Here is a 20744-nt window from a genome sequence, read left to right on the forward strand (position 1 = left end):
TTGGTTTTCCACAATCTATTTTATCACAGGGGTTGTCTCTTGTTTTTTTATCATCTAAAAATCCTACGATAATTTTACACTATGCCATAAAAAAATAAGGGCAAAATTTTTGCCCTTATTTTATTTCTACTTTTGCACCAACTTCTTCGAATTTTGCTTTGATTTGATTTGCTTCGTCTTTGCTTACTCCTTCTTTAACTGGCTTTGGAGCACTTTCTACTAAATCTTTTGCTTCTTTTAGTCCTAAGCCTGTTACTTCTCTCACAACCTTGATAACTTTTATCTTGTCGCTACCTACTTCTTGTAAAATAACATCAAATTCTGTTTTTTCTTCAGCTGGTGCTGCTGCTGGTGCTCCAGCTGCTGGAGCTGCTGCAACTGCTACAGGAGCTGCCGCAGATACGCCAAATTCCTCCTCTAAAGCTTTTACCAATTCAGCTAATTCTAGAACTGTCATATTTTTTATGGCTTCCAAAATTTCCTCTTTGTTCATTTTCTCTACCTCCATCTTAAAATTTTTATTTTTGTTTTCAAGCTTCAGCTTGCTTTTTCTCTTTCACTGCATTTAAAGCATAAAGCAGGCTTCTCAACGTGCCAGACAACACGAAAACGAGGTTGGTAATAGGAGCTTTCATGCTGCCCAAAGCTTTCGCCACAAGCTCTTCCCTTGAAGGAAGCTCTGCCAAAGCCTTAATTTCTTCAACTGTCACTAACTTCCCATTTACAAGACCTGCTTTTAACTCAATTCCCTTGTGGTCTTTCATAAATTCCACAAGAACTTTAGCAGGCGCAACAGGGTCATCATATCCAAAAGCTACAGAAGTTGGCCCTTCAAAATATTTAATTAAATCATCTCCATAGCCTAGTTCCTTAGCTGCAATAGTCATTAAAGTATTTTTGTAGACTTTGTACTCAGAATTAGCTTCTCTAAATTTGCGTCTTAATATAGTATCATCTTCTACAGTCAAGCCACTAAAGTTTGAAAAAATCACTGTTTGTGCTCGTGACAATTTGTCTTTAAACTCTGCTACGATTTGTTGCTTTTTCTCTTTTGCTGTGCCCACCTTCCCACCTCCTTAAAAAATTTAAAAAGGATCCCGTAGACACGAGGATCCCTTTTGGGAATTTATTTCTAAAAACCTCGGTGGGATTTACGTGCAAAAGCACACCCACTGTCTACGGTCTTTTTATTCAATTTCAACGTCACTTATTATACCTTACATCTTTTTGTCTGTCAACAACTTTTATTAAAAAATCTTTAAAGGATTAACCTTCACACCTGGTCCCATTGTAGAAGATAACACTACACTTTTGATGTATTGTCCTTTTGCGGCTGCTGGTTTGGACTTGATTATAGCATCCATAACTGCTCTGAAGTTTTCTAATAACTTCTCTTTCCCAAAGGATTTTTTCCCTATAGGAACGTGAATTATACCTGCTTTATCCACCCTGTACTCAATCTTACCAGCTTTAATTTCTTTAATAGCTTTTTCTAAATCAAAAGTCACAGTACCTGATTTAGGGTTTGGCATTAATCCTTTTGGACCTAATATTTTACCTAATCTCCCTACAGCTGCCATCATATCAGGAGTTGCAACTACAACATCATAATCAAACCAATTTTCATTTTGAATTTTTGCAACTAATTCTTCTGCTCCCACATAATCAGCACCTGCTGCTTCTGCTTCTTTAGCTTTTTCCCCTTTTGCAAAAACTAATACTTTCACACTTTTTCCTGTTCCGTGAGGAAGCACTACTGTACCTCTTACCTGTTGGTCAGCATGTCTTGGGTCAACACCTAGTCTTACAGCTAAATCAATTGTTTCGTCAAAATTTGCCTTTGCAGTTTTCAAAACAATATCTATTGCTTCATCACTGGAATACTGCTGTGTTTTGTCATATAACTTTAAGCTCTCTAAATATTTTTTCCCACGTTTCATTTTCTAACCTCCTTGTGGTATTATCGGACTTTCCTCCCACTTATTTTTATACAATCTCTATACCCATGCTTCTTGCAGTACCTGCTATCATCCGCATAGCAGCCTCTATATCAGAAGCATTTAAGTCTTTCATCTTGATTTCAGCAATTTCTCTAAGCTGCTCCCTTGTAATTTTTCCTACTTTTTGTTTGTTAGGTTGCGGAGAACCTGACTCTATTCCAGCTGCCTTTTTGAGTAGCACAGCTGCTGGTGGAGTTTTAGTTATAAAACTAAATGACCTGTCTGCATATATTGTAATAACAACAGGAATTATTAGCCCTGCGTCTTTGGCTGTCCTTTCATTGAACTCTTTACAAAAAGCCATTATATTAACACCGTGAGGTCCTAAAGCAGTACCTACTGGTGGCGCAGGAGTAGCTTTTCCCGCTGGCAACTGTATTTTTACAACTGCTGCCACTTTCTTTGCCATGATTACACCTCCTTACCAAATTAAAATAGCTTATGAGTTTCTACTTTTATATTTTTTGAAGTTGTACAAGGTCAAATTCAACCGGTGTCTCTCTCCCAAACATGGAAATTAAAACTTTCGCCTTTTGTCTTTCTGGATAAATCTCTTGAACTACTCCAATAAAATTCTCAAAAGGCCCAGAAATAACCCTGACAGTATCTTTTACATTAAGGTCAACTGCAGTTGGAATCTCTTTTATACCTAAAGCTCTAACTTCCGCTTCAGTTAATGGTACAGGTTTAGATCCAGGGCCTACAAATCCTGTAACACCCCTGGTATTTCGCACAACGTACCAAGTATCATCTGTCATAACCATTTTCACCAAAACGTAACCCGGGAAAATCTTTCTCTCGACAGTTTTCTTTTTACCGTCTTTAATCTCAACAACTTTTTCCGTAGGTACGATGATTTGGTGAATTAAATGCTGCAAATTCCTATTCTCTACAATTTTCTCTAAATTAGCCTTAACTTTGTTTTCATATCCAGAATAGGTATGAACCACATACCACTTTGCATTTTCTTTTTCTGGCATAGTCAACCTCTGGGGACTCGCCCCAACCTCCTTTAAACTTTAATAATGAGCTTTAATAGATAACTAAAAACTGAGTCAATCAAAAAAATGAATACTGTAAAAAGAGCTACTACTATTAATACAATTTCCGTATAAGTTATCATAGTTTCTCTGCTTGGCCATGTCACCTTTTTCATTTCTGCCCTTACATCTTTGAAAAACTTGACAATTTTTCTTCCTTCACCGGCCATTTCCTCACATCCTCTTAAAGTTTTAAAAACTACTTAGTCTCTCTATGCAAGGTATGCTTTTTGCAGAATTTGCAGTATTTCATTAATTCTAACCTATCAGGGTCATTCTTCTTATTTTTTGTTGTATGATAGTTTCTATTCTTACACTCAGTACATGCCAATGTAATTTTTACTCTCAATTATTACACCTCCCGGTGATTCGACTGCTTAGTCAAATTTATCATAAATATAACTTCTTGTCAATCACCAAAAACAAAAAGTCTGTGTCAAAGATTTGTAGGTAGCTCATTAGTTGACATTTTGCACAGTTTGCTAAAGCATTGATTTAACTCAAAAGAAGCCAGGTTTGAACCCGGCTTCTCTTTATTCTATGATAGCTGACACGACGCCAGCACCTACTGTACGGCCGCCTTCTCTTATAGCAAACTTCAAACCTTCTTCCATCGCTATCGGTGTTATTAACTCTACTTTTATCGTTACGTGGTCCCCTGGCATTACCATCTCTACTCCATCCGGCAAGTTTATTACACCTGTAACGTCTGTCGTCCTAAAGTAAAATTGTGGCCTGTATCCATTGAAAAATGGTGTGTGCCTTCCTCCTTCTTCCTTCGTCAATACGTAAACTTGTGCCTCAAATTTCGTGTGCGGCTTTATCGTCCCTGGCTTCGCTAATACTTGCCCTCTCTCTACTTCGTCCCTCTGTACTCCTCTTAATAATACTCCTATGTTGTCTCCTGCTTGCGCCTCATCCAGTGTCTTCCTGAACATCTCTACCCCTGTTACTACTGTCTTCCTTGATTCCGTCGTCAATCCTATTATCTCTACTTCGTCTCCTACCTTTACCTTCCCTCTCTCTACTCTCCCTGTCGCAACAGTTCCTCTTCCTGTTATCGTAAATACGTCCTCTACTGGCATTAAGAATGGCTTGTCTATGTCTCTCTCCGGTGTCGGTATATATTCGTCTACTACATCCATTAACTGCCATATCTTCCCGCACCATTCGCACTCTCTCTTACCACATCCACACTCTAATGCCTTAAGTGCTGACCCTACTACTATCGGTGTGTCATCCCCCGGAAACTCATATTCATTCAATAATTCCCTTACTTCCATCTCTACTAATTCTATTAATTCTGGATCGTCTACCATGTCTGCCTTGTTTAAAAATACTACTATATATGGCACTCCTACCTGCCTCGCCAATAATATGTGTTCCCTCGTCTGTGGCATCGGTCCGTCTGCTGCTGATACTACTAATATCGCCCCGTCCATCTGTGCTGCCCCTGTTATCATGTTCTTTACATAGTCAGCATGACCTGGACAGTCTACGTGCGCATAGTGCCTCTTCTCTGTCTCATATTCTACGTGAGTCGTGTTTATCGTTATTCCCCTTGCTCTCTCCTCCGGCGCCTTGTCTATCTCGTCATATCCCTTCGCCTCTGCCATTCCTGCCTTCGATAATACCATCGTTATCGCTGCTGTCAACGTCGTCTTACCATGGTCTACGTGACCTATCGTCCCTACGTTTACGTGGGGCTTCTTCCTCTCAAATTTTTGCTTCGCCATCCTCTTTTCCTCCTTTACTTCAATAAACTTGTCCTGGTGTTTCTTAAAATTGTGTCATAAAAGTAACCCTTTATACATTAATAGGATTAAAAAGCACAACTTCTATGATAAAAAAACATCAATAACAAAATTGGAGCCCGCGACCGGGATCGAACCGGTGACCTCCGCCTTACCAAGGCGACGCTCTGCCTACTGAGCTACGTGGGCAAAAGGGAATATCACGACTCCGATTTTTGATTTTACTATAAAGTCTTCTAAATGTCAATAGTTAGCTGTTTCTCATTTCAAGATATCTTTCTAATTTTCTTTTTACACGCTGTAAAGCATTGTCTATAGATTTAACATGCCTGTTTAAATCTTCAGCAATTTCTTGATATGATTTACCATCCAAATATGATACCAAGACCTCCCACTCTAATCCACTCAATAATTCTTCCATCTTGCTCTCAATGTTAACGTATTCCTCTTTGCTTATTATTAACTCTTCAGGGTCGGCAATGCATTGGGTAGAAACAACGTCCATAAGAGTCCTATCAGATTCTTCATCAAAGATGGGCTTATTGAGGGAAACATAAGAATTAAGCGGTATATGTTTCTGTCTTGTTGCGGTTTTAATTGCAGTAATAATTTGACGAGTCACACATAATTCCGCAAAAGCTTTGAAAGAGGTGAGCTTGTCACTTTTGTAATCTCGAATTGCTTTATAAAGGCCTATCATTCCTTCTTGAATAATGTCTTCCTTATCGGCACCTACTAAAAAATAGGCACGAGCTTTTGCTTTTACAAAACTTTTATACCTTTCAATAAGGTACTCTAAAGCAACTTCGTCTCCTTTTTGAGCTCTAAAAACGACCTCCTCCTCTTCCATTTGGTCATATGGTTGATAGTAATCCTGCTGCGCCCCAGATTTCACCAATACCGCCCCCATTTATTATTCCGGCAACTTTATACGTTATAATTATACATTATATTGGTAAAGGTAGTCAAGCTAATTTTAACTGTTTTCTGCCATTTTGCGCAGTTTTTTTACTATTTCATTATCAAGTCGCTCTTCCAAATTGTCTTTATAAACTGTATTCACATAGCTTTTTTTATGTCTTTCAATATATCTATTCATTTCTTCATAAAGTTCTTTTGCAGACATTCTTATTGCACCATGAGCTAAAACCACCTGCTGCACAGTCCAATCGGAACTTACCACAACAACCTGTTCTTTTTTCGCTAATTCTACTACTTTTAACTCTATAAAGTGATCTGCCGATTCTCCTTCTTTTGTGTAAACAACCTCAATACCATTGATTTCTTCATGTTTTTCTAGACTTCCTTTTACATACATTGCATCAAAAACTAATATTATATTTATCCCCGAATATCCTTTAAAATCAGCCAACATATCTATTAACTTGTCCCGCGCATCTTCCAAATTTTTTTGCGCTTCTTCTTTTAGTATCTGCCAGTTGTTTATTACATTATAGCCGTCTACCAACATGTACAAGGACATCACGCCTTACCTTTTCTTTTTGATACTACCTGATAAATCAAAATGGAGGCTGCTACAGAAGCATTTAAAGAATTTATTTTACCTTTCATCGGTATCTTAACCACAAAATCGCAATTTTGCAAAACCAATTTAGAAACCCCTTTTCCTTCACTGCCAATTACAATAGCAAGAGGAAAATCATAATCCAGCTCTTCAAAACTTTTTCCCGCATTTACATCTGTTCCAACAATCCATAAGCCTCTTTCTTTTAAACCTCGTATTGTATTGTTAATATTTGATACTTTTGCTATTCTCATATGTTCTACTGCTCCGGCAGAAGTTTTTACAACAGTAGCATTTACTCCTACAGCCCGCCTTTTTGGAATTATTATCCCATGGACTCCAAAAGCCTCTGCGCTTCTTATAATCGCACCCAAATTGTGAGGGTCTGTTATCTCATCTAATATCAACAAAAAAGGCTTTTCTTTCCTTTGTTCAGCATATTCCAAAAGGTCATCTACATCGAAGTATTTATATACAGCACCTACAGCCACGACCCCTTGGTGATTTTGACTACCGGCTAATTTACTTAAAATATCATTATCAGTAGTAGAAACTACAATACCTGCTTCTTTGGCAAGATTTATTATCTTTGAAATATTTCCTCCTGCTGTTTTAGAAACGTATATTTTTTCAATTTTCTTCCCACTTTTTATAGCTTCGATTACTGGATTTCTACCAAGAATTACATTCTGCTCTTCCATAATCATCACCTATTCTTCAATAACTTGTACAGAAAGCTCAAGAATGTTTTTTAATCTTTCAAATTCTCCTGCAAGATATAAATAACCTAGCAAAGCTTCAAATCCCGTAGCATACCTATAGGCCTGTACTTCTACTCCTTTAGGCATAGTATTAGACTTTACATTTCTTCCTCTTCTAACTACGTCTTTTTCCTCTTCTGTGAGAAAATCATAAATTCTTTTTACAGATTCTGCCTGAGATTTAGCTTTTACATACTTAACTGTCTCTTTGTGCAAAAAATTAACAGACCGATTTTCTTTTGCTGCAATCATGGTGCGAATGTATAAGCTATACACAGCATCTCCAATAAAAGCTAAAACAAGGGGGGATAAACTTAACACCCCCTTCTTCGTAAGCAACTCTGAATTTTCTAAAAACCCCATCATACTCTTTTCCATCTTACTCCCTCTGGCGTATCTTCCAAAATTATTCCCTTTTCTCTCAGTCTATCTCTTATTTCATCAGCTAACTTCCAATTCTTTTCTTTTCTTGCTTTTTGCCTTTCTTCTATTAAAGCAAGTATTTCTTCGTCATTGAGCTCAGTCTCCACGCCTCTGTAAGAAAGTCCTAAAACTTCTGAGAGTTTTAAAAACATATCTAAAATATATTCTACCAATTTCTTTGAAGAATTTCTACTGAGATTTGCATTGGAGGTTTTTGCCATTTCAAACAAAACTGATATGGCATCCGCAGTGTTAAAATCGTCATCCATTGCCTCTTCAAATTCTTTTTTATATTCTTCAAACTTTTCCATCAACTTCTTCTCTTCTTCGTTTAATCCCCCATCCTTGCACACATTGGCCAAATGTTTTAAATTGGCCACTGCATTTAACAATCTTTCATAAGCAGAATTTGCCTGCTCCATTAAATCTAAACTAAAATTAATGGGGCTTCTGTAGTGAGCCATAAGCATAAAAAGTCTTAAAACTTCAGGATTGTATTTCTCTGTTATTTCTCTTACTGTAAAGAAATTCCCTTTAGATTTTGACATTTTTTCATTATTTATATTTAAATACCCTATATGCATCCAATATTTAGAAAATGGTTGTTCATATGCTGCTTCACTCTGAGCAATTTCGTTCTCATGATGAGGAAAGACCAAATCAGGACCACCAGCATGGATATCTAAAGTTTTGCCCAAATATTTCGTAGACATAACAGAGCATTCTATATGCCATCCTGGCCTTCCCTTTCCCCATGGACTGTCCCACGCAGGTTCACCGGGCTTTTGAGCTTTCCAGAGAACAAAATCCAATGGATTTTTCTTTTCTTCATTTATCTCAATTCTTGCGCCTGCCTGCAATTCTTCTATATTTTTGTGAGAAAGCTTCCCGTAATCCTTAAATTTCGCAGTTTCAAAATAAACATTTCCATTTACCACATAAGCATATCCTTTGTCGATTAAAATCTTTATAAATTCGATTATATCTTCTATATGCTCTGTAGCTTTAGGATGAACTGTTGCTCTTTTTATACCCAAATTATCTGCATCTTTAAAATATTCGTCTATATATTTTTCCGCTACTTCTTTTGTAGTAACATTTTCTTCTTGGGCTCTTTTAATTATTTTATCGTCAATATCAGTAAAATTTTGAACGTAATTTACTTTATAACCTTTATATTCTAAATATCTTCTCACCGTATCAAATACAATAAAAGCCCTCGCATTTCCTATGTGGATGTAATTATATACAGTAGGTCCACAAACATACATGTTCACTATCTTATCATTTAAAGGTTCCAATTCTTCTTTTGTCCTTGAAAGAGTATTATACAGCTTCATCTTTCTCTTCCTTCCTTTCAATTAAAATTTGCTCCAACCTTTCAATCCTCTTTCTTAATTTTTGCAATTCCTCTTCCACAGGGTCAGGAAGTTTACCATGCTCTAAATCCACCACATATGGAGAAGCTATACGTATATTATCTTTTTTTACACAGCGAGCAGGTACTCCGACTACTGTGCTATTAGGTGGTACATCTTTTAAAACAACTGCACCCGCACCAATTTTAGAATTTTCTCCTACTACTATAGGGCCTAATACTTTCGCACCACTTCCTATAACCACATTATCTTTTATAGTAGGATGTCTTTTACCTTTTTCCTTTCCTGTACCTCCTAAAGTTACCCCTTGATATATTGTCACATTGTCACCAATCTCTGTAGTCTCCCCTATTACAACTCCCATACCGTGATCGATAAAAAATCTCCTACCTATCTTAGCACCGGGATGTATTTCAATCCCTGTGAGAAATCTATTAAACTGCGAAATAAGCCGGGGAATTAAAATTAAACCTTTTTTATGCAAATAGTGGGCAATTCTGTGTAGTATTATAGCGTGGAGCCCGGGATAACATAATATAACCTCCAGCACGCTTTTGGCAGCAGGGTCTCTTTCAAAAATAACTTTGATGTCTTCTTTTAAAGTTTTAAACATACCAAACACCTCCTTAAAAATTTACCCCCCTCATCTCAGAGACGAGGGGGGACTCCCGTGGTTCCACTCTGCTTGAGTTTTAAACTCCACTCATTTTAGATAACGGCAAAGGCCGGTAACCCCCTACTCAAAGTTCAGGGATACAGCTCGGAGATGCACTTCTTATAACATATCCTCGAGCTACTCGCAGCCTATGGTAGCTCTTCTCTGAAGGCTTATGTTATAATACTCTTCTCCTCATCGCTTTTTACTTTATTAAATTTATCGCTTTTTTAAGCCTATTTATCACTTTATCCTTCCCCAAAAGAGGAATAATCTTCACCAATTCAGGTCCATGGTCTTCTCCTGTTATTGCTACTCTGATTGGCATGAAAAATTCTTTCCCTTTTACATTCGTTTCTTTTTGCAATTTTTTAAGCAAATCTTTAACATATTCCTCTGTTATTTCATCAGCTTCCTCTATGGCTTTTTTAACTGCTTCTAGTACAGTTTTACTATTTGGACTATTCAATATTTTCATCGTTTCATCAGTATACTCAACTTCTTCTACGAAAAACATCTTAGCTTTCTCAGTAATTTGAGCCACATATTGGAGTCCATCTTTGTAAAGGAATATTACATCCTTTAGCCAATTATACATCACATCATCTATTTCGTCAATGTATCCTGCCGCTTTTAAATGAGGAATAGCCAAATCAACAATTCTCTCAATAGAACTTTTTTGTATATATTGTTGATTCATCCAATTAAGCTTTTCAATGTCAAAAACAGGATTAGCACTGTGAATCCTTCTGAAATTAAATTTCTTTATTATTTCTTCTTTTGACATGATTTCTACATTATCCTCCGGTGACCAACTTAAAAGAGATAAAAAGTTAAACATAGCTTCTGGCAAATATCCCAATTCTCTATACTGGCCTATATAAGTATTCCCATGCCTTTTAGAAAGTTTAGTCCTATCTGGTCCCAATATTAAAGGCGCATGGGCAAACTTAGGAATTTCAAATCCTAAAGCCTTGTAAATGAGTATCTGCTTCGGAGTATTGTATATATGGTCTTCTCCTCTTATGACATGGGTAATCTTCATAAGAGCGTCATCTATTACAACTGCAAAATTGTAAGTAGGCATTCCGTCTGATTTGACAATTACCATGTCCCCGCCTAAAGTATCACTTTTTATTGTAATTTTTCCTTTTATCATGTCTTCAAACTCTATAACTTCATCGTCAGGAATAATAAACCTTATTACAGGTTTTCTTCCCTCTCTTATAAAGGCCTCTTCTTGCTCCTTTGTAAGATACCTACACCTTCCAGAATAACGAGGTATATCTCCTCTTTCTACTGCATTTCTTCTATCTTCTTCTAATTCCTCCGGAGTGCAATAGCATCTATATGCCTTTTTTTCTTCAATAAGTTTCTGGGCAAATTTATGATAAATTTCAAGTCTTTCACTTTGCCTATAAGGACCATAGGGACCTGGTTTGTCTGGCCCTTCGTCCCATTCTATACCTAACCACTCTAATTCTTTAAAGATTAATTCTTCAAACTCTTTTGAAGACCTTTCTAAGTCCGTGTCTTCAATCCTTAAAACAAAAGTAGCCCCTTCACTTCTAGAAAAAAGATAATTAAATAAAGCAGTTCTTATATTCCCTATATGAATAGCTCCAGTTGGGCTTGGCGCAAATCTAACCCTCAAATTGCTCATGTGTGTCACTCCATCCTTTTTTAGTTAATACTTTATACTAGATTTAATTATAACAAATTTTGCGCTTTTTAAATAGATGAAGTGACAATTGTGTGTGTAAAATTTTGTAGATTAGGTGACGTTTTGCGCAAAGCGCGACTTGACTGAACAGTTGCTAAACTTAGCGAGACCGAAAGATGAAGGCGGGGCCGGAGGCAAGGATGCCGGAGGCGGGCACCTGAGGCATGGAAGCCGATTGTGCCCGGAACCCCGCCGGAGTCTGAGGTCGAGCGTTAGTTTAGCCTGTGAGGTCACCGGAGCAAGTGGTGCAAAACGTCAGCTTTAAAAAACTTTATTTTAAATTCATGTATTTTACCTTCACTGTAGGAATAGCACTTAATTCCTCCGCCAATTCCTCCATAAATTTTTGTTCTCCTCTTACATTCAAAGTAATGAAACCGCTGCCATTTTGTGAATCATGTATTCCAAACCTTGCAATTATCTGGTCTCCGTGCTTTGTCAAAACTTCTTGAACTTTTGGGCCAAATTCGCTCCTTTTCTCCACACTAATACCCATTATATAAATATTCACAAGAGTCCCTCCTTTTTATCAACCTTTTGACAAATATTTTTTCACATACAAACTTTCTTTATGCAAAATAAGGGATTCCCTTCAAGGAACCCCTCACATCTTCTCTTTTATAATATTTTTCACCTTTTCCACAACATCAGAAATTTTTACCTCTTCTGCTTCTTCTTTTTCTCTCAATTTTATTTCCACTATTCCATCATCTACTTTTTTCCCTACTGTAATCCTTATAGGTATTCCTAACAAATCGGCGTCATTAAATTTGACACCAGCTCTCAAATCTCTATCATCTATTAAAACCTCTATTCCCTCTTTTTGCAAAGCAGCATATATATCTTCGGCTACTCGATTTTGAGCTTCATTAGAAACATTCACAGGTACTATAATCACATGATAAGGTGCAACACTCATAGGCCATATAATACCTTTCTCATCATGGTGTTGCTCTATAATAGCAGCAACCGTTCTATTAATTCCTATTCCATAGCAGCCCATTATAATTGGCTTTTCATTTCCCTCTTCATCTACATACTTAGCTCCTAATGCATCACTGTACTTTGTCCCCAACTTAAAAATATGTCCTACTTCTATACCTCTGTCAATTTTAAGCGGTGAACCACACCTTGGGCACTTATCTCCTTCAATAACATTCTTGATATCTGCCACAACATCAGCTTTAAAGTCTCTACCATAGTTGACATTTTTAATATGATAATCTGTCTCATTTGCTCCTACTATAAAATTCCTCATTTGCGGAATCTCATTATCTACTATTATCATTACTTCTCCTTTTAATCCTATAGGTCCTGCAAATCCCACTTTTGCTCCTGTAACCTTTTCAACTATTGATGCATCTGCCAATTCTAATTCCTCTTCTCTTATTCCTAAAATATTTAAAAGCTTTGTTTCGTTTAAGTCTCTATCTCCACGAACTAATGCTGCTATAACGTTGTCCTTTGCCTTGTATATAAGAGTTTTTACAAATTTATCAGGAGTAATTCCCAAAAAATTAACCAACTCTTCAATTGTTCTAACATTTGGTGTATATACTTTTTCTTTTGGCAACATCTCTTCATCTATTTCTTGGTTGATAAGGCATTCTGCCTTTTCCTCATTTGCAGCATAACCACAATTGTCACAGTAAGCTATTACTGCTTCCCCTACACCAGAAATTACCATAAACTCTTTTGAGTCTTTTCCTCCCATAGCACCTGAATCAGCTTCTACGACCAAATATTTAAGTCCACATCTATCAAATATTCGGCAGTAAGCCTCATACATTTTATTAAAGGACTTATCCAACCCTTCCCAATCCACATCAAAGCTGTAAGCGTCCTTCATTATAAATTCTCTACTTCTCATGACGCCAAATCTCGGGCGCCTTTCATCTCTAAACTTAGTTTGAATTTGATATAAAATAAGAGGAAGCTGCCTATAAGACTTCACTTCATTTCTAATAAGGTCTGTAAAAACCTCTTCGTGTGTAGGCCCTAAGCAAAAGTCCCTTTCATTTCTATCTTTTAGCTTAAACATCTCAGGGCCAAATACATCCCATCTTCCACTTTCTTTCAAAAGTTCTGCTGGAATAAGAGCAGACATTAATACCTCTTGACTGCCAGCTCTGTCCATCTCTTCTCTTACAATTTGCTCCACTTTTCTAAGTACCCTTTGTCCTAATGGCAAGTAAATATATACCCCTGAAGCCAATTTCCTCATCAATGCAGCCTTTAACATTAAAATATGGCTGGGAATTTCAGCTTCAGCAGGAATTTCTCTTAAAGTCGGAACTAACAGCTGCGATAGTCTCATCTTCATCCTCCTAAGTACATAATTTTAAGTAAATTTTATTTTACCTACTTTTTTATGTCAACACCTAATTCTTCTAAACTGACAATAACATAGGCTTTTATTCCCTCTTGTCTACCTGTAAAACCTAATCCTTCCTCTGTTTTTGCTTTTACATTTATTCTTTCTTTCTCAATTTTTAATAATTCCGATAATTTTATTCTTATTTGCTCTTTATAAGGAGATAACTTAGGCCTTTGCGCTACAATAATACAATCCACATTATTTACTCTAAATTTATTCTCTATTATTGCCAACACTTTTTTTAATAAAAGGCTACTATCAATATCTTTATAGGCTATCTCCGTATCAGGAAAGTGCTCCCCTATATCCCCTAAACCAGCTGCTCCTAAAATAGCATCAATTAAGGCGTGTATCAAAACATCTGCATCAGAATGGCCTGCCAAACCTTTATCATGGGGAATTTCTACTCCCCCCAGTATTAACTTTCTTCCTTTTTCAAACTTGTGGACGTCATATCCCAACCCTACTCTCACTTCAACCATCCTTTACTCTAAAATTCCCTTCTTTATCAACTTCTAAACTCATGCTTACACCTCTTGCAAAGCGAGATGTTTTAATCTTTTTTACAAAATTCCCCTTATTAGTCTCAATATATACCTCCGAAACAAAAGGCTCTCTTACAGAAATGCGATATTCTCCTTCAGGTTTTAAATTTAGATGCCATGTGTATTTTCCCAAGATATCATAACTTGTAGCATTTTTACTTCTGTCCAGCACCACAATTTTTTTGTCTGTTATCATGCTCAAATATGATACAACTTTTTCTAAAATAGAAACTTGTGGCCTTTCTTTAACACCCAATATTTGTTGCAAATAAGGAATAGAATCATTTAAAATCCCAATATGACCTGTTTTTACAATAAATTTTTCTCCTTCTACCCCTAACGCTCTTTTTAAGGACTGTACCGTCCCCTTTATCGTCCCTTATTACACCTACTGGCTTGCCATCTGGCCATACTATCTCACTTACTGGTTTTTCTACTTGAATAAACTTATTAGTATATATTCCATCTCCTGAAAAAACATAGATTTTCTTGACTCTGTCGTATAAAACTCCTACTTGCTCATTTAAACTATTCAAAAATTCATTTATAACTTTCATATACTCAATATTTTTAAACAAAATTTTATCATATCGAGTAGGATACATAAAAATATAATTCCCATATTCGCGAGAAGGCATTAAGTCTTTCACAGAGGGGATATATTTTCTAATAACAGTTATGGCATCACTCTCTCCTTTTATTTTTGAAAAAATCCACAAAAACCCTTTAAAGAGCATGTTTATAAAATCATCATCCTCTGGGGCTACAGTACCCCCTTCCCAACCATAATAAGCATTTGCCGCTCCAAAATGGGGAGTAGCTAAAAATATCAATCTATCCACATCAAATTGATATTTATCGCTTTGAATATAACTTCTCGCCAAAAGTCCTCCCATGCTATGGCATATCAAATCTACTTTATGGCTGCCAGTCTTAGCTTTTGCCTCTTCAATAGTCAGTTTAAGGGTATCAACAGAATCCGGCACACTTTTCCACCATTCATAATAACATATAAATAGATTTTTCCCTTCTACTAAGCCTAATTTGCCCAAATTTTCTATAAAAGGATTATAAGCATGTGACGCAGGACCAAAACTCCATATTTTCCCTAAAGGAGTTGGAGTAAAAATAGAACCAAACATCCCGTGTACAAAAACTACAGGGTTATCCATAAAATCACCCTCATACAATTTAATAGAAAATTCTCTATTAAATTATATGAGGATTCGCGAAAAACGTTATTTTTTTAAAAAAGCCTCTGCTACAATCAAATCCTCGGGCGTAGTTATCTTTATATTTCTATAGTCCCCTTCAACTACTTTTACTTTATAACCCAATCTCTCCACTAATACTGTGTCATCTGTCCCCAAAAAACCATCCTCCAGTGCCTTTTGATGAGCTTTAATAATCAAATTCCTTTCAAATACCTGAGGGGTTTGAATTGCCCATAAATATTTTCTATCAGGGGTATTTAAAATAAAATTTTTCCCATCAACTACTTTTATAGTGTCTTTGACAGGTACTCCCAATGCTACTGCTTTATGCAAATAAGCTTCTTTTAAAGCTTTTATAACTGTTTCTTTCTCAATTAAAGGCCTTGCTCCATCATGAATTGCTATAATTTCGCAATCTACCTTTGTATTTGTAATTCCATTATAAACAGAATACTGCCTTTCACTACCTCCTTCTACTAATTTAATTGGTTTTTTGAAAATATACTTTTTTACTACATTTTCTTGGCAATATTCCATTTCTTCCTTTGATACAACAACAACAATTTCCTTAATCCAATCAATTTCATCAAAGGCTTTGAGAGAATAATACAAAACTGGTTTACCTGCTATAGTAAGGTATACTTTATTTACTGTGTGCCCCATTCTAATGCCTTTACCTGCCGCCACTACAACTGCACTTGCATTCATTTTCTCTACCTCACAAGTAAAATAATGCACACTCCAATTATATCATTTCCCCACAAAAAAACACAGGTTTCCCTGCGTTTTTTCATATAGCCTTTTCTTGTTCTGCTTGTTTGGGCTTTGCAAATATCATCCTCCCTGCGGCAGTTTGCAAAACACTAGTAACAAGCACTTCTATAGTATTACCTATGAATTTTTTACCACCGTCTACAACAATCATCGTGCCATCGTCCAAATAAGCAACTCCCTGCCCGGCCTCTTTGCCATCTTTAATAACTTGCACCACCATTTCTTCTCCAGGAAGAACAATTGGTTTTACCGCATTGGAAAGTTCATTTATATTCAAAACAGGGACCCTGTGAAATTCCGCTACTTTGTTTAAATTATAATCATTAGTTATTATTTTGCCTTTTAGCATTTGGGCAAGTTTCAAAAGTTTTGTATCTACTTCTGCCGCATCAATTTCCTTATCTACAATTTCCACTTTGATATTTAACTCATTCTGTATTTTATTTAAAACATCCAGTCCTCGTCTACCCCTATTTCTCTTTAAAGAATCAGAAGAATCCGCAATATGCCTTAATTCCTCTAATACAAAAGCCGGAATTATTAAAGGTCCTTCAATAAAGCCTGTCTTACATATGTCAAATATCCTGCCATCTATAATTACACTGGTATCCAAAATTTTTGGGATTCCACTATACTCGTTTTTAACAGTCTTTTGCGGTCCCAATTTTTTCATAAAGGAAAACACATTTAAAATATCTTCTTTTTTCTTTAAAGAAATTCTAATGCCTAAATACCCCAAAAATAAATTCAAAAGAATTGGCACTACTTTACCTACAACTAAAATAGGATAAAGAGGCGCGCTTAGCAAATTAGCCACAATAAGCCCTACTATTAACCCAAATGCTCCTATTAAAATTTCATCAATCGGCATATTCTGAAGTTTTGCTTCCAACCACTGTTCAAAGTCTTTCCCCCACTTTATAAATTTAGGAGAAATGACATAAAATATGATTCCACCTATTAAAGTACCTATAATATAAGCTATCACTGTTGAAAAATAATTTAACTGTATAGGCACAAAGTTCTGGTCTTTTACAAGATCTAGCAAAAGCATTGTCAATTCAAAACCCGCCGCCATTCCCAGTAATCCAATTCCACTTCTTATAATTTTATACAACACTTTTTCACCTCCTATCTCTATTATTGGCTATTTTTCACATTATTATAAGCAGTTTGGGGGAATAATTAAAAATATTTCACAATTTTTACACGTATAAAGTGGTTGTTAATTACAGTATACTACTTATGTAGATGGATTGTCAATTTAACAAAAGATTAAAATTACATTAATGCTATATAATGTATTTAAATGCCATTCTAAATATTGACATGGTAATGGTTTAAGTCTATAATAAAAGCAAGAGAAATCTTAAAAACTCATAGAACGGGAGTGGACAAAAAAATGAAGGATATTATTGTAGACGACCTTCAAAACACAGTAGATGAATACCTTCTGCGCCATAGAAGTATTATGGATATAATGACAAAAATACAAGAGAGCAGTGCCCGCATAAATAGAGCTGTTGCTAAATCAGTAACCGAGTGCGGTTGCATAAGGATAAATGCTAGCAAACAAGAAACTCCCCCGGATGCAACTTTGGAAGAGGCCCACAAATATTTCAAAACCCATCTTGAGGGCCAACTCTGTGAAAACTGTAAAGAAGTTATAGAAGCAGAAATAGGTAACAATATCTTTTACATAATCGCTTTGTGTAATGTTTTAGGACTTAATTTTTACGACATACTCCTAAAAAAACACAAAGAGTTAAACACTTTAGGCATATTTAACATGTTATAAAATAAGCGTCTTCCTTAGGAAGACGCTTATTGTTTTATCTTTCTTAAAAAATCCATAATTTCTTTTATATCTCTTACCTTAATAATTTTTATATTCTCAAACTTTTTTATTTCTTTTGTTTTCATCTCAGGAATAAAAACTTGAGAAAATCCCATCTTTTGTGCTTCACCTATTCGTTTATCTATATTGCTGACTCCTCTCACTTCTCCCGTCAATCCCACCTCTCCTATAAAACAAACATCTTCAGGAATAGGTATATTAAAATATCCAGAAAGAGATGAAGCAATTATTCCAAGGTCAGCAGCTGGCTCTTGAATTTTCATTCCTCCAGCCACATTTACATATGCATCAAATTGTGAAAGATTTATGCCCAGTCTTTTTTCTATAACTGCCAAAAGCAATATAAAACGATTGTAGTCAAATCCAGTGGCCATTCTTCGCGGCACTCCAAAAGTAGTCTTACATATCAAAGACTGCACTTCCATTAAAATTGGCCTCGTCCCTTGAATAGAACATACAACAGCAGTCCCTGAAACATCTTTCGGCTTATTTGAGAGAATAAATTCAGAAGGATTGCTTATCTCACAAAGCCCATCCTCCTCCATATCAAAAACTCCTATTTCGTGAGTTGCGCCAAAACGGTTTTTTACAGCCCGCAATATCCTAAAAGACTGGGTCCTATCCCCTTCAAAATACAAAACTGTGTCTACCATATGTTCCAAAACTTTAGGGCCTGCTATTGCCCCTTCTTTTGTAACATGTCCTATCAAAAAAATACTTATGTCTTTTTGTTTTGCAATCTCCATCAGCCTTTGAGTCACTTGCCTTACCTGAGACACACTTCCTGGTATTGTCTCACTTTCCTCAGTGTACATTGTCTGTATAGAATCAATAATAACAAAATCCGGCTTATTCTCATCAATTTTTCTCTCTATCTCTTCTATATTTGTTTCGCACAAGAGATATATTTGTTGCTTTTCTTTCAAAATTCTATCTGCCCTCAGTTTAATCTGTTGAATTGATTCCTCTCCTGACACATAAAGTACCTTTCTGTTATCAGAAATATTACCTGCTACTTGTAATAGCAAAGTAGACTTCCCAATTCCTGGGTCACCACCTATTAAAACAAGAGAACCTTTTACAATTCCGCCACCTAAAACCCTGTCAAACTCTTCAATCCCTGTCTTTATTCTTTCTTCTTCTGAAAAAGTTACATCTTCGAGAAGAAATATTTGCGATCTATCTTTATTTTTCCTAAAATTTTTTGAATCCTCTATCGTTTCTTCCTCAAAAGAATTCCAGCTGTCACAATTAGGACATCTTCCCATCCATTTACTGCTTTCAAAGCCACACTCTCTACACACAAATTTTGTAGTTGATTTGGCCATACCTCCACCATCTTTCGCAAAATTCTCTTTTAATTATATCACACTTTTAAACCTCTCCCATAAAAGTGAAATACAGAAGCAGCCCATTTAAAAAGATTATAACAGAAGCCACAATTATGCCAATGACTTTTTCAATGGGTGTGTTTACAAATTCTCCCATAAACTTTTTCTGAGAAGTAATTAAAAGCATTGGTATTATAGCCATAGGAAGTTCAAAACTTAAAATTACTTGGCTTATGATAAGGGTTTTCAAAGGGTCAATACCTAATAAAATAATTATTAGTGCTGGCATCATGGTTATAAGTCTTCTTACATTTAGTGGAATATTTAACCCTACGAAACCTTTCATTATAGTCTGCCCTGCCATTGTACCTACTGCAGATGATGACAAACCAGAAGCCAAAAGTGCAATGCCAAAAGCCCAACTGGACAAAGACCCTAACAATGGTTTTAAAGACATGTGAGCCTCTTCAATAGACTCAACCACCATGCCGTTTTTATAAAAAACAGCTGCTGACACTATTAACATAGCCGCATTTATTATAAATGCTATATTCATTGCTACTAAAATATCTATCTTTTCCATCCTCAAATGTTCCTTCTTTTCTTCTAATGTATTTCCTGTATTTCTATATTGAACTAACTGGGAATGCAAATAAATCACATGAGGCATTACTGTCGCCCCTAATATTCCCACAGCTATTAGCATAGCTTCTCCACTTGGTATAGAAGGAATTATAGTATGATACATCACTTTTCCCCAATCTGGTTTTGCCAAAAAAAGCTCAAAAGCATAAGAAAGGCTAATAATAGCAACTAAAGCAAAAATCACTATTTCAACTATCTTTTGACCATATTTTTCTAAGTAAACAATGATAAATGTGATCACTCCTGTCAAAAGGCCTGCATACATAAGAGGAATGTGAAAAAGCAAATACAATCCTAAAGTACCACCTAAAAACTCCGCCAAATCTGTAGCCATAGCCGCCAATTCTGCTGCTATCCACAAAAGCCAATTAACTTTCCTTTTAAAAATCAAATTACACATTTCCGGTAAATTGCGTCCCGTTGCAATTCCTAATTTTGCAGACATATTTTGCAAAAATATGGCCATAATATTGCTACAAAGTACCACCCATATTAAATGGTAGTTAAATATAGAACCCCCACTTATATTCGTGGCAAAATTTCCAGGATCAACATAGGCAACACTTACCACAAAAGCTGGTCCAAAATATTTTAAAACTTTTTTAAAGGTCTCACGGAGAGAAAAAAATTTTTTAGTCGCTATGATGGACTCACGATTTTCCAAATAAATCCCCCCATTTTAGACAAAGCTAAATTTATTTGCCTTATTTAAAATATGTGTTTCTTTTTTGTCCTGTTAC

Annotated in this window: 23 protein-coding genes, 1 tRNA gene, 1 pseudogene and 2 other annotated features; of the genes and pseudogenes, 1 reads left to right on the top strand and 24 read right to left on the bottom strand. The window is 35.9% G+C overall.

The window, feature by feature from the left end; all coding sequences use genetic code 11:
- Nucleotides 1-115 precede the first annotated feature (115 nt).
- The 22 genes and pseudogenes from rplL to OEI98_RS12515 form a co-directional block, all read right to left on the bottom strand.
- Complete coding sequence (rplL, locus tag OEI98_RS12405) at nt 116-493, bottom strand: 50S ribosomal protein L7/L12 (RefSeq protein WP_003870271.1); 378 nt, start codon at nt 491-493, stop codon at nt 116-118.
- 37 nt (nt 494-530) lie between these two features.
- On the bottom strand, nt 531-1064 hold the full coding sequence (rplJ, locus tag OEI98_RS12410; RefSeq protein WP_003868697.1) for a 50S ribosomal protein L10: 534 nt from the start codon (nt 1062-1064) through the stop codon (nt 531-533).
- A gap of 13 nt (nt 1065-1077) precedes the next feature.
- Nucleotides 1078-1200 (bottom strand) — a sequence feature (ribosomal protein L10 leader region).
- A gap of 47 nt (nt 1201-1247) precedes the next feature.
- Complete coding sequence (gene rplA / locus OEI98_RS12415) at nt 1248-1940, bottom strand: 50S ribosomal protein L1 (RefSeq protein ID WP_006569571.1); 693 nt, start codon at nt 1938-1940, stop codon at nt 1248-1250.
- 46 nt (nt 1941-1986) lie between these two features.
- Nucleotides 1987-2409 carry a 50S ribosomal protein L11 gene (gene rplK / locus OEI98_RS12420; RefSeq protein WP_003868695.1) on the bottom strand — a complete coding sequence of 141 codons (423 nt, stop codon included), beginning with the start codon at nt 2407-2409 and terminating at the stop codon, nt 1987-1989.
- A 46-nt stretch (nt 2410-2455) separates the two neighbouring features.
- Nucleotides 2456-2980: a transcription termination/antitermination protein NusG gene (nusG, locus tag OEI98_RS12425; RefSeq protein WP_003868694.1), complete on the bottom strand. Its 525-nt coding sequence runs from the start codon at nt 2978-2980 to the stop codon at nt 2456-2458.
- Between the two features lie 32 nt (nt 2981-3012).
- Nucleotides 3013-3210, bottom strand: a complete 198-nt coding sequence (gene secE / locus OEI98_RS12430) for a preprotein translocase subunit SecE (RefSeq protein ID WP_003870275.1) — start codon at nt 3208-3210, stop codon at nt 3013-3015.
- A gap of 29 nt (nt 3211-3239) precedes the next feature.
- On the bottom strand, nt 3240-3389 hold the full coding sequence (gene rpmG / locus OEI98_RS12435) for a 50S ribosomal protein L33 (protein ID WP_004402360.1): 150 nt from the start codon (nt 3387-3389) through the stop codon (nt 3240-3242).
- 184 nt (nt 3390-3573) lie between these two features.
- Entirely contained in the window at nt 3574-4776 is a 1203-nt protein-coding gene (gene tuf / locus OEI98_RS12440; protein WP_003870265.1) for an elongation factor Tu, read from the bottom strand.
- A 131-nt stretch (nt 4777-4907) separates the two neighbouring features.
- Nucleotides 4908-4983 (bottom strand) — tRNA-Thr (locus OEI98_RS12445).
- 61 nt (nt 4984-5044) lie between these two features.
- A complete protein-coding gene (gene sigH, locus OEI98_RS12450; protein ID WP_004404857.1) occupies nt 5045-5689 on the bottom strand; it encodes an RNA polymerase sporulation sigma factor SigH in 645 nt (214 codons plus the stop codon).
- 81 nt (nt 5690-5770) lie between these two features.
- On the bottom strand, nt 5771-6277 hold the full coding sequence (locus OEI98_RS12455) for an NYN domain-containing protein (RefSeq protein ID WP_003870681.1): 507 nt from the start codon (nt 6275-6277) through the stop codon (nt 5771-5773).
- Complete coding sequence (gene rlmB / locus OEI98_RS12460; RefSeq protein WP_266038178.1) at nt 6277-7020, bottom strand: 23S rRNA (guanosine(2251)-2'-O)-methyltransferase RlmB; 744 nt, start codon at nt 7018-7020, stop codon at nt 6277-6279. The genes OEI98_RS12455 and rlmB overlap by 1 nt, the downstream gene beginning before the upstream one ends.
- A 9-nt stretch (nt 7021-7029) precedes the next feature.
- On the bottom strand, nt 7030-7458 hold the full coding sequence (locus OEI98_RS12465; protein ID WP_003870683.1) for a Mini-ribonuclease 3: 429 nt from the start codon (nt 7456-7458) through the stop codon (nt 7030-7032).
- The gene (cysS, locus tag OEI98_RS12470) at nt 7443-8843 is read right to left on the bottom strand and encodes a cysteine--tRNA ligase (RefSeq protein ID WP_004404864.1); all 1401 of its coding nucleotides are present in this window, start codon (nt 8841-8843) and stop codon (nt 7443-7445) included. The genes OEI98_RS12465 and cysS overlap by 16 nt, the downstream gene beginning before the upstream one ends.
- Nucleotides 8830-9495 (bottom strand): serine O-acetyltransferase, encoded by a 666-nt coding sequence (cysE, locus tag OEI98_RS12475; protein WP_266038182.1) that lies wholly within the window; start codon nt 9493-9495, stop codon nt 8830-8832. Before cysE ends, cysS begins: the two co-directional genes overlap by 14 nt.
- A 34-nt stretch (nt 9496-9529) precedes the next feature.
- Nucleotides 9530-9745 (bottom strand) — a binding site (T-box leader).
- Nucleotides 9743-11200 (bottom strand): glutamate--tRNA ligase, encoded by a 1458-nt coding sequence (gene gltX / locus OEI98_RS12480; RefSeq protein WP_006569574.1) that lies wholly within the window; start codon nt 11198-11200, stop codon nt 9743-9745. (Overlaps the previous feature by 3 nt.)
- Before the next feature lie 331 nt (nt 11201-11531).
- Entirely contained in the window at nt 11532-11771 is a 240-nt protein-coding gene (locus OEI98_RS12485; protein ID WP_003870687.1) for a hypothetical protein, read from the bottom strand.
- Nucleotides 11772-11864: 93 nt separating this feature from the next.
- The gene (locus OEI98_RS12490) at nt 11865-13577 is read right to left on the bottom strand and encodes a proline--tRNA ligase (RefSeq protein ID WP_006569576.1); all 1713 of its coding nucleotides are present in this window, start codon (nt 13575-13577) and stop codon (nt 11865-11867) included.
- Nucleotides 13578-13621: 44 nt separating this feature from the next.
- The gene (ispF, locus tag OEI98_RS12495; protein ID WP_004404878.1) at nt 13622-14119 is read right to left on the bottom strand and encodes a 2-C-methyl-D-erythritol 2,4-cyclodiphosphate synthase; all 498 of its coding nucleotides are present in this window, start codon (nt 14117-14119) and stop codon (nt 13622-13624) included.
- Nucleotides 14112-15354, bottom strand: a pseudogene (locus tag OEI98_RS12505) (lipase family alpha/beta hydrolase). Before OEI98_RS12505 ends, ispF begins: the two are co-directional and overlap by 8 nt.
- A 66-nt stretch (nt 15355-15420) precedes the next feature.
- Complete coding sequence (ispD, locus tag OEI98_RS12510) at nt 15421-16104, bottom strand: 2-C-methyl-D-erythritol 4-phosphate cytidylyltransferase (RefSeq protein ID WP_006569578.1); 684 nt, start codon at nt 16102-16104, stop codon at nt 15421-15423.
- 82 nt (nt 16105-16186) lie between these two features.
- Nucleotides 16187-17290, bottom strand: a complete 1104-nt coding sequence (locus OEI98_RS12515) for a PIN/TRAM domain-containing protein (RefSeq protein WP_266038191.1) — start codon at nt 17288-17290, stop codon at nt 16187-16189.
- 282 nt (nt 17291-17572) lie between these two features.
- On the opposite strand from OEI98_RS12515, the gene OEI98_RS12520 reads away from it, so the two are divergent.
- Nucleotides 17573-17968 (top strand): hypothetical protein, encoded by a 396-nt coding sequence (locus OEI98_RS12520; protein ID WP_003870691.1) that lies wholly within the window; start codon nt 17573-17575, stop codon nt 17966-17968.
- 26 nt (nt 17969-17994) lie between these two features.
- Here OEI98_RS12520 and radA read toward each other — a convergent pair whose 3' ends face one another.
- Both radA and OEI98_RS12530 read right to left on the bottom strand, forming a co-directional pair.
- Entirely contained in the window at nt 17995-19356 is a 1362-nt protein-coding gene (radA, locus tag OEI98_RS12525) for a DNA repair protein RadA (RefSeq protein WP_003870692.1), read from the bottom strand.
- A 46-nt stretch (nt 19357-19402) separates the two neighbouring features.
- The gene (locus tag OEI98_RS12530) at nt 19403-20668 is read right to left on the bottom strand and encodes an Nramp family divalent metal transporter (RefSeq protein ID WP_003870693.1); all 1266 of its coding nucleotides are present in this window, start codon (nt 20666-20668) and stop codon (nt 19403-19405) included.
- Between the last annotated feature and the right edge of the window lie 76 nt (nt 20669-20744).

Source organism: Thermoanaerobacter sp. RKWS2, assembly GCF_026240795.1.
Lineage (GTDB): Bacteria > Bacillota > Thermoanaerobacteria > Thermoanaerobacterales > Thermoanaerobacteraceae > Thermoanaerobacter > Thermoanaerobacter ethanolicus.

What these genes read in the sequence shown, in the direction of transcription:
- OEI98_RS12455 (WP_003870681.1), bottom strand. Translation starts at nt 6,277, where the DNA reads ATGTCCTTGTACATGTTGGTAGACGGCTATAATGTAATAAACAACTGG.
- gltX (WP_006569574.1), bottom strand. Translation starts at nt 11,200, where the DNA reads ATGAGCAATTTGAGGGTTAGATTTGCGCCAAGCCCAACTGGAGCTATT.
- cysE (WP_266038182.1), bottom strand. Translation starts at nt 9,495, where the DNA reads ATGTTTAAAACTTTAAAAGAAGACATCAAAGTTATTTTTGAAAGAGAC.
- OEI98_RS12465 (WP_003870683.1), bottom strand. Translation starts at nt 7,458, where the DNA reads ATGGAAAAGAGTATGATGGGGTTTTTAGAAAATTCAGAGTTGCTTACG.
- ispF (WP_004404878.1), bottom strand. Translation starts at nt 14,119, where the DNA reads ATGGTTGAAGTGAGAGTAGGGTTGGGATATGACGTCCACAAGTTTGAA.
- rplA (WP_006569571.1), bottom strand. Translation starts at nt 1,940, where the DNA reads ATGAAACGTGGGAAAAAATATTTAGAGAGCTTAAAGTTATATGACAAA.
- rlmB (WP_266038178.1), bottom strand. Translation starts at nt 7,020, where the DNA reads ATGGAAGAGCAGAATGTAATTCTTGGTAGAAATCCAGTAATCGAAGCT.
- OEI98_RS12520 (WP_003870691.1), top strand. Translation starts at nt 17,573, where the DNA reads ATGAAGGATATTATTGTAGACGACCTTCAAAACACAGTAGATGAATAC.
- rplK (WP_003868695.1), bottom strand. Translation starts at nt 2,409, where the DNA reads ATGGCAAAGAAAGTGGCAGCAGTTGTAAAAATACAGTTGCCAGCGGGA.
- rplL (WP_003870271.1), bottom strand. Translation starts at nt 493, where the DNA reads ATGAACAAAGAGGAAATTTTGGAAGCCATAAAAAATATGACAGTTCTA.
- radA (WP_003870692.1), bottom strand. Translation starts at nt 19,356, where the DNA reads ATGGCCAAATCAACTACAAAATTTGTGTGTAGAGAGTGTGGCTTTGAA.
- tuf (WP_003870265.1), bottom strand. Translation starts at nt 4,776, where the DNA reads ATGGCGAAGCAAAAATTTGAGAGGAAGAAGCCCCACGTAAACGTAGGG.
- nusG (WP_003868694.1), bottom strand. Translation starts at nt 2,980, where the DNA reads ATGCCAGAAAAAGAAAATGCAAAGTGGTATGTGGTTCATACCTATTCT.
- cysS (WP_004404864.1), bottom strand. Translation starts at nt 8,843, where the DNA reads ATGAAGCTGTATAATACTCTTTCAAGGACAAAAGAAGAATTGGAACCT.
- ispD (WP_006569578.1), bottom strand. Translation starts at nt 16,104, where the DNA reads ATGAATGCAAGTGCAGTTGTAGTGGCGGCAGGTAAAGGCATTAGAATG.
- secE (WP_003870275.1), bottom strand. Translation starts at nt 3,210, where the DNA reads ATGGCCGGTGAAGGAAGAAAAATTGTCAAGTTTTTCAAAGATGTAAGG.
- OEI98_RS12490 (WP_006569576.1), bottom strand. Translation starts at nt 13,577, where the DNA reads ATGAGACTATCGCAGCTGTTAGTTCCGACTTTAAGAGAAATTCCTGCT.